We start from the raw sequence: 12317 nt of genomic DNA on the forward strand, positions 1-12317 counted from the left end.
AAGAGGTTAAAATGGCAACCGTTATCCGTCTCGCTCGTTTCGGCAAGCGTCACAACCCCATCTACCGCGCCGTGGTCATCGATTCCCGCAAGGCCCGCGACGATAGCTTTATTGAACAGGTCGGTTTCTACAACCCGAACCTGAAGACCCCGGACATCAAGTTCGATCAGGAAAAGGTTCTGAAGTGGCTCCAGACCGGCGCACAGCCGTCTGACACCGTCCGTAGCCTCCTCAAGAAGGTCGGCATCATGGACCTGTTCCACGAAATCCGCGCTGGCCGTTCTATCGAAGGCAAGACCGCTACTCCGCGCGCAGAAAAGGCCAAGAAGGCCAAGCTCGGTCCTAAGGCTCTCGCCAAGATCGAAGCTGAAAAGGCTGCCAAGGAAGCCGCCGCTGCTGAAGCTGCCGCTGCTGCCGAAGCACCGGCCGCTGAAGCTCCTGCTGCCGAAGCATAATTTTCGCTTGAAAAGAAACCTCGTGCCGACCACACAAATTGGCACGGGGCTTTTTTGTCTAGCTAAAGCCGCTTGAACCAAGGTAACCACCTTCCGCTGATTCAAAACCCCACTAAGTCTTTCATGTCTGAATCCGAAGAATACATCACCGTATGCCAGCTCATGCGCACGCATGGCGTTAAGGGATACATCAAGGCGATGCCGTTTACCCATGACCTCTCGCGTCATGAGAAACTCAAGGATGTGATGCTAAAGAAGACCAATGGTGAACAGGTACAATTGACTCTGGAAGATTCCAGGCTTGCAAACAATTTGTGGTTACTCAAGTTCAAGGGGTATGACACGCCGGAATCCTTAGTACACTTCGTCAACGCAGACGTAATGATTCCCGAATCGGAGAGGCTTCCCGCCCCCGAAGGAGAATATTACCTGGACGATCTGGAGGGTTTCCGCGTAAAACTGGAAGACGGTCGCGATGTAGGCGAAGTTCTTGAAGTCGAAGAACTGCCTACCGTGAACGCGTTTCACGTCAAGTTCGACGCAGCCTTCCAACGCGAATTTTCCGCGAAAACAATCCTCGCCCCCTGGATAGACGACTGCGTCTTGGACGTGGACGAAGATGGCAAGAACATCGTATTCAGCGCCGACTATTTAAAGAGCCTGTGCCCGGAGGAAAGGTGAAAATCGACTGCATCACCATTTTCCCCGAGATGTTCACGCCCATGAAGCAATCGATCATGGGGCGCGCCCAAAGCAAGGGACTGATGGAGTTCAACACCGTCTACCTGCGCGACTATGCCATCAACGACTACGGCCAGGTGGACGACGTGCCCTATGGCGGCGAACCGGGAATGGTCATCAGGCCGGAACCGCTCGCAAACGCTATTCGCAGCACGGGTGTCAAGGAAGATGGCGGTAAAGTCATCTACCTGACTGCAGACGGCGTTCCCTTTACCCACAAGATGGCCAAGGAACTTTCCAAGGAAAGCCACCTGGTACTGATCTGTGGGCACTACAAGGGAATCGACGACCGCATCCGCCAGTCCGAGGTCGACCTGGAAATTTCTATCGGCGATTTTGTCGTGAGCGGAGGGGAACTCCCCGCCATGCTCGTGACGGACGCCGTAGTAAGGCTCCTGGACGGAGCGCTCGGCAACAAGGAATCCGGCGAAACGGACTCCTTTGCGCAAGGCGTACTGGGATGGCCGGTCTATACCCGACCCGAAGTTTTTGAAGGAAAAAAGGTCCCCGAAGTGCTCCTTTCGGGTCATCACGCGAACATAAAAGCCTGGAGGCGCCAAGAATCGTTGAAAAGAACGCAAGAAAGACGCCCAGACATCTTTAAAAATCTTGAAGAAGATACTAAATTTGGCATCAAATAATAACGAGGTACACAAATGTCCCTGAACATTGAAGCAATCCACAACGAAAATTTGAAGACCGACCTTCCGGAACTCCGCGCCGGCGACACCGTCACCGTGAACGTGAAGGTGATCGAAGGCACCAAGGAACGTATCCAGCCGTTCAAGGGTGTTGTGATCCAGAAGAAGAACACCGGCATTTCCGCCACTCTTACCGTCCGCAAGATGAGCGGTAGCGTAGCCGTGGAGCGTATTTTCCCGCTCCACTCCCCCCGCATCGACTCCATCGAACTGGAACGTGCAGGTAAGGTCCGTCAGGCTCGCATCTACTACATGCGCGACCTCCGCGGTAAGGCAGCTCGTATCGACGAACGTCAGGCTTAATCAGCCGACAACTAGGGCGTTTATTCTCCTATGAATACGGGGAATTCAAATCAGCCTTCTCGTCAACAAATTATCCCGCCCACGCGACAAAGCGTGAAGGCGGGTTTTATTGTTTATTCCCCGAAAAGCGAAGAGCGGAGCATCGTCATACTCGAAGATGGCGAACTAACCGCACGCGAAACGACACCGCCCCACTCCACCGTTTTCACCATGCGTCCTGGAGACCTGGTCGGAGTCGCATCCATGCTCGAACGTGAACCGTTCAAGTATCAACTTTCGGCAAGCCAGGATTCCACGATCACCGTCGTGAACGAAGAATGCATGGAATCGGAACTCAAACGGCTTCCGCTATGGCTCCTTGCATTGATTCGTAACCTTTCGGCGAAGACTCACCAGCTCAAGCGATCAACAGTCTCCCCTCGCGTAGAGAACACACTAAAGAGTCTCGCGGAATACATGAGCCGAAAAACAAGCAAGGAGGAATACAACCTTGCAGAGCTCATTCGCGAATACAGTTTCTTGACGAAGGTGTCGACATCGGTTGCTCAAGAAGACATGAAGTCTCTGTTACGCAGGCACCTAATAAAGCTTTCGCAAAAAAACAATCGCATTTTCTGCACCATTATCGACCCGCAGTTACTCCATATTTTCGTCGATTATCTTGACACACCATGCGGCAGCACCTACGCTCCGTACAAATTAACACTCGAGCAGAAAAAGATACTCGTCCTCCTCTCTACCATGACGGCCGAACAATCCAAAACCGGCCCCGACTGGATATCCTTTATTCAAAAGACGATGCCCTACGCAGATGTATCCCTATGGATCCATCTGCTAAAACTCGAATGGTTCAGCGCCACTCCGAACAAGACGGACTACTTTGTCGTAAACGAATCAAAGGTAAATTACTTCCTCAAGGCGCTCCGTTACGAAACAAACATCAGAGGAGTTCTATGACGCTTGTAGAAGGAAACTTTCTGTTCCGCGAAGGCGACATGGGCAAGAACCTCTATGTCGTGCGCAGCGGCGAATTGCGCGGAACGAACACCGTCAATTCGATTGTGAACACCTATGGTCCCGGCGCTCTAGTTGGTGAAATGGGGCTTCTCAAGAACGAGCCTTGCGACGAGACCGTCATCGCAACGGAAGACTCCGAGCTTCTAGTCGTATCGCAGGAAGTCCTTAACGGGACTCTCGAAAAGGAACCCTCCTGGTTCAAGTCCATCATTCAGTTCCTGACAGGACGCCTCGCGATTGCACAAAGCAACAAGCACAAGAGCGACAAAATCAAGGCATTGCCGAGCCTTCTGTACGAACTAGTCGCCCAGGCCGACAACAGCGAAGATACGGTTTCAACAGATGAAGTCATCCACAGCGAACAGGCCCTATTCAATATCGCCGAAGGCGACATTCGGGAACTATTAAGTATTCTTGAGGACCTCGATATCATCAAGATGCAGGGCGACCGTCTTCGGGTAAAGAACCTCAATGTGGCAAGGCTCCTGTACGAATCGATCCGCTATCGGGCAATACACAAGAAGTCACCCCCACAAATCCTTTCCATGACCGACCAGATGGTTCTAAGCGCAGTCATCAAGACCGTGCAGCAGAGCAAGGAACCTCTCAAGAACGGAATCTTCACTGTCATGACGCCCGAACTGCTCCGCGTTTCACACCGGATACTCTACGGCGTGACCCTCACGACACGAACCATGTATCCCCTTCTACAGCGCAAGCTGCTCAACGCGCCCGACCCCGTCGCCGAGGAAAACATGCCGGAAATCGAAACCATTCCGTTTTTCTATGGCGACTTCGACACCATCCTAGACCTCATGGAACTCAACCGCATCTATCCGCTCCTGGACAAGAAACTGGTATAGCGCCTACGGCGCAGCGTGGGATGAGGAAGTGAAGTGTGAAATGTGGAATGAGAAAAGTGAAATTACACATCACACATTACACATTTTCTATATTTGGCGTTGTAAAACAACTAACCCCAAACAGGTAAAATTATGAAACTTTCTGCACTCCTCGTGACCCTTTCCTCCATCGCCGCCTTTGCACAGGAAGCAACCGAACAGCAGCCGAGCGCAATCGGCAGCTTTCTTCCGTTAATCCTCCTGTTCGTGGTGATGTGGCTTTTCTTCATCCGTCCGAAGAACAAGGAAATGAAGAAAATGGAAGAAATGCGCAAGGCTCTCAAGAAGGGCGACAAGGTGATCACCACCGCAGGCATTATCGGTACCGTCACGAGCATTGACGAAACCGGCACGACCATTACCGTACGCACCGGTTCTACCACCCTGATCGATTTCGAAAAGGCCGCTATCCTCCGCGTCATCAACGCCGAAGCTCCGGCCGAAAAGACCGAAGAAAAGAAGTAATCCATGGCTATTCTCGAAATTAGAACTTACGGCGATCCGGTGCTCCGCAAGAAATGCGAGCCCGTTACCGAGATTACCCCCGAGCTCCGTCAGCTTGCCAAGGACATGCTCGAAACCATGTACGACGCTCCTGGGTGCGGGCTTGCAGCCCCACAAATCGGAAAGAACATTCGTCTGGTCGTAATCGACACAGCCGTTCCTGGCGAAGAGGACCCCAAGCCCTACATCATGTTCAATCCCGAATGGGAAGCGGAACCTGACGCAAAGGTCGTGCAGTACGACGAAGGCTGCCTTTCTGTACCGGATATTTTTTGCAACGTGATGCGTCCCGACAAGGTTTGCGTCCGTTTCTTCGATATCAACGGCGAACCGCAGGAACTCCATGACTGCGACGGTCTCCTTGGTCGCTGCATCCAGCACGAAACAGATCACCTGAACGGGGACCTTTTCATCGACAAGATTTCGACTGCCGACCGCACCATGAATCAGTCCAAGCTGAGAAAAATGGCGAAGGAGACACAGGCGAAATTGAAGAAAAAATAAATTCCATCCCCGGCCTAAACTCATCATGCCCGCCATTGAGCGGGCATATCCTTTTAAAGCATTTATTATAATTGAATAGATGACTTTTAGACTTCCATACGCACTAGTTTTCGCAATTGGTTTCTCAATCGCATACGCAGACGGCGATTTTGATTTGCCCGATGACGTGCAGAATGCAGAAGTCGTGCGCTTCGTGCCTATAGAAGCAACCACAACCGCAAATGACACAATCCTTCAACCCGTTTTGGACAACAAGGATTCTGTCAAGTTCAAGGATAGACAAATTCCCAAAGAACTAAACCGTCCGTTACGGGTAGGTATCTTTACAGGAGTCAAGGAACTCTACTTTAAATATCAGGGCGAGACGGTCCATGTGACCGCCTCCAAGAACAAGGTCAAATTCGAAGCCGGTGGAAATTCCATCGAAGACATTTCTCGCGAATTCAATAGTGACGAAGGCGGATGCCTCGCTGTCGCCCCAGACACGAAAACGCTCGGCAGAGCGTGCTATCCCGGAAGCATCATGTTTCGCAGCACAAACGGAAAACTTGACGCCATCAATTCTGTCGATGTCGAAGATTACCTGAGAGGTGTCGTACCCTATGAAATTGGGAAGCTGGATAGTAGCCGTATCGAAGCATTAAAGGCGCAAGCCGTCGCTGCGCGCACATACGCCTACAAGCATTTCAACAGCCGAGAGGCAATGGGTTTCGATGTCTTCGCGGACACCAAGGACCAAGTTTACAAGGGACTTGAATCAGCTACCCCGCTCACCGACGCCGCAGTAAAGGCGACTGAAGGAGTCGTAATGACCTACGGCGGCGAGTTCATTATCGCCTACTACCATTCCACCTGCGGCGGCATTACCGAAACACTCGCCACCTGGAACCGCGCCGACCTTCCTTACCTGAAATCCGTCGAGGACCTGCGTCCCAACGGAAAACCCTGGTGTGACGAATCCAGCTACATCAAGTGGGAACGCCGTTTTGCCGACAAGGAAATCGTGCAGTTGTTCAGGGCGAATGCAACCGAAGCCAAGGCCGCGTTCAGCACTTCTGGCGGAAAGGATTTCAAGAAGATCAAATCCATCAAGATTAAGGACAAATTAAAGAGTGGTCGAATCATGACGCTCCGTATCGAAACCGACAAGGGATATTTCGACGTAATGACCGATAGAACACGCTGGTTATTCAAGAAGACAGGGTCAATCCTCCCCTCTTCCTTCTTCGATATCAAGAAAGACGGCAAGGAATGGGTGCTTACCGGAACGGGTTTCGGGCATGGAGTCGGCATGTGCCAAATGGGTGTTCGAGCCCGAGCACAGGCAGGGCAGAGCTATCAAGAAATCCTGAGCCATTACTACCAGGGAATCACCCTGGAAAAGTTCGAACGGTAACGCAATGATTAGCAACAACAAAAAGCCGCTACTCGTTGTGATTAGCCAAGGGTGCGCAGCCAATTTCGGTGATGGCGAAAAAATTGCAAGGATATTTTCAGACGACTACCGGGTTACATTCGGAATGCGCGAGGCTCAAAAGCCCGAAGCATTCATCCTAAATGTCTGCACCGTCAAGGGAAATGCAGGCGCCCTGAAGCTCTTACGCGAATCTATTGAAGCCGCGCCCGAAGCCAAGCTACTTATCACAGGATGTGCACCGAAAGACTTTAGAGAAGAAGTCGCTAAGATAACGGACAAAGTCGTATTTACGAGCCTTAAAGAATTGCTGGCAAATGATTGCCACGCCCCTAACGGGGCTCGCGATGACGGCATATTGCGAGAGTCTCCGCTGGTGGGTATCGTGAACATCGAGGAAGGTTGCCTCGATGCCTGCGCCTACTGTTCTACGCGCCTCGTAAAGGGGCATCTGCACAGCTACTCCACCGCAGCCATTGTCCAACAGGTCAAAAGTCTCGTCGCCGACGGCTGCGTAGAAATCCAGCTTACCGGCCAGGACTGCGGCTGCTACGGATTCGATACGGGCACAAACCTCGCAGAACTAGTGCAACAGATTCTTGCAGAAGTCCCCGGAGATTACAAAATTCGCCTCGGAATGGGAAACCCGCGGCACATGCTACAATATGCCGACAAACTCCTTGAATGTTTCGAAGACGATCGCATCTACAAGTTCATCCATCTACCCGTGCAAAGCGGTAGCGACAGAATTCTCAAGGTGATGAACCGCAAACACAATGTTCAGGACTACGTCAAGCTTTCCGAAACATTCTGCAAGCGTTATCCCCTATTCACGCTCAGTACAGACCTGATCGTCGGTTTCCCCGGAGAAACGGAGCAGGACTTCAAAGACACGCTTCAAGTTCTCCGCGACACTCGCCCGACAGTCTGCAACATCACGCGATTTGTCGCGCGTCCGAATACACCTGCCTTCAGCATGCCAGACGCAATTCCCGACGAAATCAAGCACAAGCGCTCCGCCGCCCTAGCAGCAGCTTTCCAGCAGATTGCACTTGAGAACAACTCTCGCTGGATAGGCTCCACGGAACGCGTGACCGTCGAAAAGGCCGGCTACCGCGCCGGCACCTACATCGCCCGGAATGCCGCCTACCGCCCCGTCGCGATTACGAGTGACATTCCGCTCAAGCCGGGCGAAAGATTCACGGTCACGATTAGCGATGCAGAACCCTTCGCCCTGAAGGTCTGACCGTCTCAACAGATCTTTTCCGATTTCATACAGAAAACCCCATGGCCTTAAGCCATGGGGTTTTCGATTCAAGCTAAGCTGACCCTACTTTTTCTTGCTACGACGGTAGCCAAATCGATAGGTATCGAAGGTACGCGTATAGAACATCGTGTTTTCCTGCGGAGTAGCCCCCACCATCAGGCAGTGCTTGTACGCTTCCTGAATGAAGGTAACCTGGTAGATGTAGGGGCCCGTAGCCAGCAGACGGCCATTCTGGGACACCGGATACATCTTGATAGTCATCCATGCGGCACCAGACGGGCCATAGAGCGGCATGCTACATGCCGACTGCGTCGAAGGCGCTCCCAGAGCCTGCTGTATTTCTGTGGAATCCATGCTATACTGATACTGACTTACAAAGTGACCCATGTGGTCGAACACGCGGACATTGATGCGGAACGGACCAGAAACCGGGTAAGAAATACTCGTGCAGCTTTCGGCACCTTCGGAATAGCACATGCCCGATCCCGTAGCCGAGAAAGCCTTGGTACCTTCGGGATAGCCACCACCAATCGGAGCGGCAGCAGAATACAGAGCCTTTTCTTCGTTAGACAGATTCAGCGGGTTGCCATTCTTACCCATTCCAGCAGGCACCGACGTAAAGATCAAATCGGCGGTCGCATTCAGCGGCAGTTCGCCATCGTTATTGCTAGCCATGTCCGAAAGCACCTTGGACTGGGCCTCGAAGCTCGGTCGGGCAATGATGGAATCCAAAACAAAGGAGGCGATATCGTTGCTAGCATTGAAGGTCACCTTACCCCAGTCTTCCAGGGTATTCGGAGGACCGACCACGCCCTTGCCCGAAGCGGAAGTGACGCTGTAGGTCATCAGGCGGCTCCAGTTAGCGAACTGAGCCCACAAAGCATCCGGATAAGCATCCTGCGACATTTCCGCACTGAAGAGTTCGTCGGAATACGGGAAGTTAAATGCCATCAAGTCGTTACCGACAATGCCGGTCTGAACGACCTGTCCGTTCGCATCGCGAAGTTCACCAGTCAAGTCATACTGAACGCCCGACGAGCCTTCGTTACCGCCAGTAGCAATAGAACTGACATACAGACCGTAGACCACCGGAGTAATGTTTCCGTTAGCATCCTTCTCGTTACGGACAATGAGGATGGCCGGAACATTCGGATTGGCCATGATGTTGTTAATCGTATTCTGATCGAGAGCGGTATTCAGGAGCATGCTGACCTTCTGGTTACCGTTTTCATCGATTGTGACAATCGCCTTGCCGACAGAAGGCTGGCCGTAACGGGACGGAGCAATTTCAGCCAAGGTCGTACGAATAAGCATATTCGAACCATCGGACTGACGGTCGGCATAGAAGAAGTGCAGATGGTGCCAGGAACCTTCGCCCCAACCGGTCGCATCGCTAGCACCTTCGCAGTTCGTATAAAGAGACAGGGGTTCGCCCGCATGGCAACCGTGGTTGTTCTGAGCAAGTGTCTGAATATTCACAGCACCCGGAGCAGCAAGGTGAGTACCACCAAGGTCCACAACCAGCACGCCGTCCACGAAGATCCACATATCGTCGTCACCCACGAATTCGAAGACTTCGGGGTTCGGTACCTGGTTTGCAGCCTTGTACTTGAACTTAGCGTATCCCATCATGGTAAAGCCATAGTTGCGGAGATGCTTGGTGCCGAGGCTACCATTGGCATCCGCTGCAGCCTGGGCGGCCGGACGATACTTCGGACCACCATTGGCAAGCCAAGCACTGCAAAGGCCATAAGTATTCACCAGGTCCTTGTCCTTCTGGGAATCGGCATACTGATAGTCATACGGCGGACAGAAGATGGACAAGGTCTGGGGGCCGTACTGTTCGCAGTTGGGATTGTTGGACTGCACTTCCGGGTTGCAGAAGCCCGGTCCAACGCGCTGGTCATTAACAATGGAATCCAGCGGGAAGTAACCGCCGTTGTTGTAGTTGTAGTTCACCTGATACAGGCCTTTCTGTCCGGCTTCAGGCAAGTCCAAGGTCTTGTTGATACGGAAGTTCACGCCCTGGACATCCGCATACCACTGATCGAAGTTCGAGTTGTCGCAAAGTTCCTGAGCCTTCTTGATGGTGACTCCATCGTACATGTCGATTTCACCATCTTCTCCCGCAGGAGCAAAGACAAGATGCTGCATAACCATGCCGGGAGTGTAGTACACCTGGTTAGCCCAGGCACCCTTCGCACAGCTCGCCGTCTTGATCGATTCTCTCGTGGAGTTCGCATTCGTGTAGTTGCGGCTCTTCTGGTCTGAACATTCACCATATTCAAGAGGAACCTGCGTCGTACTGATCTGGGTCTGCAGGTACGAGGGCAGATAAGGGTTTACCGTCATGGGAAGGCCATCGGTACCGATGATGGCACCCTTCTTGGAACGACCGTTACCACAGGTTTCGTGGTAAGCACCGTAGCTGTACCAGGTCTGGTCATAGAGGTAATACCCCTTATTGACAATCATATCGCCACACTTGGTCGACCCATTCTTCGTACAATGGCCACCATCCCCCTGGCTCACATATTCTTCGGAAAAGTTCTCGAAGTCGGTATGATCCACCGCGAAATCGCGAACCACGATATCCAAGACAGCATCATCGGCAAATACCAATGAAGCCGAGGCTAAAGAAACTCCTAACGTAACCAGCGTTTTTAATTTCATACCAAAATCTCCACCTGAAAACAGGTTGCAAATACTCCCCCTAAATATACACCTTTTTTGCACTTTTTACGATTTCTTTTTTCAAAAAACGACCCCGAAAAAGACTTTTTGCACCCTTTTTATGTATAAAAAAACAATTTTTTCCCGAAATCCATCTAGTCGTACTGACATTTTTATTACAATCGGGGCTTTTATTTCTAAATAGGGGCCATCATGTCAACAACAGCATTGTTTACCATCATCATGGTCCTTGTCCTCCTGAGAATTTTCTGGCTCAGGCTAAAGGCAGCAAACAGCCATAGCGAGAATTTCAAGAAACTGCCCCCGAAGGACCAACTCGCCATTCTCAAGGAATGCCTTTTAAACAACCCCATCGAGACAAACCTGAAGAATCTCGAAGAATTCGGGCAACGACAGGGGTTAAACCTAAACATCCAGTCCTACCGTCCCTTCATGGAAAAACAAAGCATGCTGTGCAAGCGAAAGGACGCGCTCGCCGAAGACAACGAGCTTTTTTCACAAGAAGCCCGCTGGATGGACAGCATACTCCCCCTGGAATTCGCCGAAGCGACCGAAGCTAAAGCCAACGGGGACAGACAAGCCTTTATCGCCAACACCCTCATGGGAATTTCTAGACTCTATTCTGACGAGGCCATCACAGACAGCCTCGACAAACTTGCGACCGAATACCCCAAGGCAATTACTTTGTCAAAAAGATACCGCGACCTTGTCGAACTACGCGACCAGAGCCTCGCCGACGAAGCCTCGCTCGAAAAACTCCGCAAGGCAAAACAAGCCTGGGAAGACGACCTACTCAACATAGAATAGAACAAACCTTTCAGACAAAAAAAGGACTCCGAATCGGAGTCCTTTTTAAAATGTGTTCAGCTAATAGTTTAACCGTTTCGGTCTTTGTGAGCAAAAAGCGACCCGGTGTTAACGGGTCGCGTTTGCGAGAGGGCCAGTTCCAGAGTAAGGACTCTGCAGAATTTAACCGACCCGGTCTTATTAGAACCAGCGCCAGGTCAGGCCAAAGAGCACCATGCTCTTGTACTGCGTGTCTTCGTCGAGATCCCAGTCGTAGGCCATGTCGAAGCCAACCTGGAGTTCAACGAGAGGAGCAATCATCACAGACAGCAAGTTTTCCCAAAGGCCATCGATCTTTTCCATGCCTTCGAAGTTGCAGAAGGCCCACAGACGAGTCTTGAAGCTCACGATGTCGGAGAAGGCGTACTTGGCTTCGGTGATGGATTCGAGACCGGGTTCGTCACGGAACTTTTCGAACTTGTCGGTATCCTTGTCGTCGGCATAGCCGTAACCATTAGAAATGGTCATGCGGTTAGCAAAGCCCAAGCGCTGGGAGAAGTTCTCGTTCGGAACGTAAGCAAGACCGGCAAGCTGAGTTTCGTATGCCGGGTCCATGAAGCTCGAAATGGCATGCTTCACTTCGTTGCCATCTTCGTCTTCGGTATATTCGTAGCCCTTCATGAACTGGGTTTCAAAGCGGTTACCGATGTAGGGCTTCAGGACTTCGGTCATGTTGAAGTCGAGCATGGATTCCCAGAACAGGCGGTCATTGGACTTACGCTTGCCCACGCCCTTAGTCCAAGTCTGACCGAGATCGATGTCGATCAGGTTACGCCAGTTGGCGACCTTCCACTTGCCCTGCACGTCGGCATCGTAAGTGACGAGCCAAGTGTAGTTGGAAGTTCCATCCTTCTGCCAGTTGCTAAAATTGTACCAGTTGTAGCGAACGGCGGCCACCACGTCGGCAGTCCAGTTTTCGGGGAGAGCCCCTTCGAACATACCGCCTTCAGCCATTGCAGGTGCGGCGAA

At 51.8% G+C, this 12317-nt stretch carries 13 protein-coding genes; 11 read left to right on the forward strand and 2 right to left on the reverse strand.

The features are described from left to right. The 10 genes from rpsP to Q0628_RS04825 form a co-directional block, all read left to right on the forward strand. Positions 1-455, forward strand: a 455-nt coding sequence (gene rpsP / locus Q0628_RS04780) for a 30S ribosomal protein S16 (RefSeq protein WP_298768662.1), incomplete at its 5' end; no start/stop codon positions are given. A gap of 123 nt (positions 456-578) precedes the next feature. Continuing rightward, positions 579-1136 carry a ribosome maturation factor RimM gene (rimM, locus tag Q0628_RS04785; RefSeq protein WP_298768664.1) on the forward strand — a complete coding sequence of 186 codons (558 nt, stop codon included), beginning with the start codon at positions 579-581 and terminating at the stop codon, positions 1134-1136. Next, positions 1133-1837, forward strand: coding sequence for a tRNA (guanosine(37)-N1)-methyltransferase TrmD (gene trmD / locus Q0628_RS04790; protein ID WP_298768666.1), 705 nt, complete (start codon positions 1133-1135; stop codon positions 1835-1837). The genes rimM and trmD overlap by 4 nt, the downstream gene beginning before the upstream one ends. 15 nt (positions 1838-1852) lie before the next feature. Continuing rightward, positions 1853-2200 carry a 50S ribosomal protein L19 gene (gene rplS / locus Q0628_RS04795; protein WP_298768668.1) on the forward strand — a complete coding sequence of 116 codons (348 nt, stop codon included), beginning with the start codon at positions 1853-1855 and terminating at the stop codon, positions 2198-2200. A 30-nt stretch (positions 2201-2230) separates the two neighbouring features. Next, positions 2231-3157, forward strand: coding sequence for a cyclic nucleotide-binding domain-containing protein (locus tag Q0628_RS04800; RefSeq protein WP_298768670.1), 927 nt, complete (start codon positions 2231-2233; stop codon positions 3155-3157). Then, positions 3154-4080, forward strand: coding sequence for a cyclic nucleotide-binding domain-containing protein (locus Q0628_RS04805; protein WP_298768672.1), 927 nt, complete (start codon positions 3154-3156; stop codon positions 4078-4080). The genes Q0628_RS04800 and Q0628_RS04805 overlap by 4 nt, the downstream gene beginning before the upstream one ends. A 132-nt stretch (positions 4081-4212) precedes the next feature. Further along, entirely contained in the window at positions 4213-4584 is a 372-nt protein-coding gene (gene yajC, locus Q0628_RS04810) for a preprotein translocase subunit YajC (protein WP_298768674.1), read from the forward strand. A gap of 3 nt (positions 4585-4587) precedes the next feature. Then, the gene (gene def, locus Q0628_RS04815) at positions 4588-5127 is read left to right on the forward strand and encodes a peptide deformylase (protein WP_298768676.1); all 540 of its coding nucleotides are present in this window, start codon (positions 4588-4590) and stop codon (positions 5125-5127) included. Positions 5128-5206: 79 nt separating this feature from the next. Beyond that, positions 5207-6523: a SpoIID/LytB domain-containing protein gene (locus Q0628_RS04820; RefSeq protein ID WP_298768678.1), complete on the forward strand. Its 1317-nt coding sequence runs from the start codon at positions 5207-5209 to the stop codon at positions 6521-6523. A 4-nt stretch (positions 6524-6527) separates the two neighbouring features. Further along, positions 6528-7787: a tRNA (N(6)-L-threonylcarbamoyladenosine(37)-C(2))-methylthiotransferase gene (locus Q0628_RS04825; protein WP_298768680.1), complete on the forward strand. Its 1260-nt coding sequence runs from the start codon at positions 6528-6530 to the stop codon at positions 7785-7787. An 84-nt stretch (positions 7788-7871) separates the two neighbouring features. On the opposite strand, the gene Q0628_RS04830 is transcribed toward Q0628_RS04825, so the two are convergent. Further along, positions 7872-10481, reverse strand: a complete 2610-nt coding sequence (locus Q0628_RS04830) for a fibro-slime domain-containing protein (RefSeq protein WP_298768682.1) — start codon at positions 10479-10481, stop codon at positions 7872-7874. A gap of 213 nt (positions 10482-10694) precedes the next feature. Between Q0628_RS04830 and Q0628_RS04835 the strand changes: the two genes are divergently transcribed. Beyond that, positions 10695-11309 carry a hypothetical protein gene (locus Q0628_RS04835; protein ID WP_298768683.1) on the forward strand — a complete coding sequence of 205 codons (615 nt, stop codon included), beginning with the start codon at positions 10695-10697 and terminating at the stop codon, positions 11307-11309. A 180-nt stretch (positions 11310-11489) separates the two neighbouring features. Here the strand turns inward: Q0628_RS04835 and Q0628_RS04840 are convergent. Further along, the coding region (locus Q0628_RS04840; RefSeq protein ID WP_298768685.1) for a DUF3078 domain-containing protein at positions 11490-12317 on the reverse strand (828 nt) is incomplete at its 5' end.

This window comes from uncultured Fibrobacter sp. (genome assembly GCF_937877005.1).
Classification (GTDB): Bacteria; Fibrobacterota; Fibrobacteria; order Fibrobacterales; family Fibrobacteraceae; genus Fibrobacter.

What these genes read in the sequence shown, in the direction of transcription:
- Q0628_RS04800 (WP_298768670.1), top strand. Translation starts at nt 2,231, where the DNA reads ATGAATACGGGGAATTCAAATCAGCCTTCTCGTCAACAAATTATCCCG.
- Q0628_RS04820 (WP_298768678.1), top strand. Translation starts at nt 5,207, where the DNA reads ATGACTTTTAGACTTCCATACGCACTAGTTTTCGCAATTGGTTTCTCA.
- rplS (WP_298768668.1), top strand. Translation starts at nt 1,853, where the DNA reads ATGTCCCTGAACATTGAAGCAATCCACAACGAAAATTTGAAGACCGAC.
- rimM (WP_298768664.1), top strand. Translation starts at nt 579, where the DNA reads ATGTCTGAATCCGAAGAATACATCACCGTATGCCAGCTCATGCGCACG.
- Q0628_RS04805 (WP_298768672.1), top strand. Translation starts at nt 3,154, where the DNA reads ATGACGCTTGTAGAAGGAAACTTTCTGTTCCGCGAAGGCGACATGGGC.
- yajC (WP_298768674.1), top strand. Translation starts at nt 4,213, where the DNA reads ATGAAACTTTCTGCACTCCTCGTGACCCTTTCCTCCATCGCCGCCTTT.
- Q0628_RS04830 (WP_298768682.1), bottom strand. Translation starts at nt 10,481, where the DNA reads ATGAAATTAAAAACGCTGGTTACGTTAGGAGTTTCTTTAGCCTCGGCT.
- Q0628_RS04825 (WP_298768680.1), top strand. Translation starts at nt 6,528, where the DNA reads ATGATTAGCAACAACAAAAAGCCGCTACTCGTTGTGATTAGCCAAGGG.
- def (WP_298768676.1), top strand. Translation starts at nt 4,588, where the DNA reads ATGGCTATTCTCGAAATTAGAACTTACGGCGATCCGGTGCTCCGCAAG.
- Q0628_RS04835 (WP_298768683.1), top strand. Translation starts at nt 10,695, where the DNA reads ATGTCAACAACAGCATTGTTTACCATCATCATGGTCCTTGTCCTCCTG.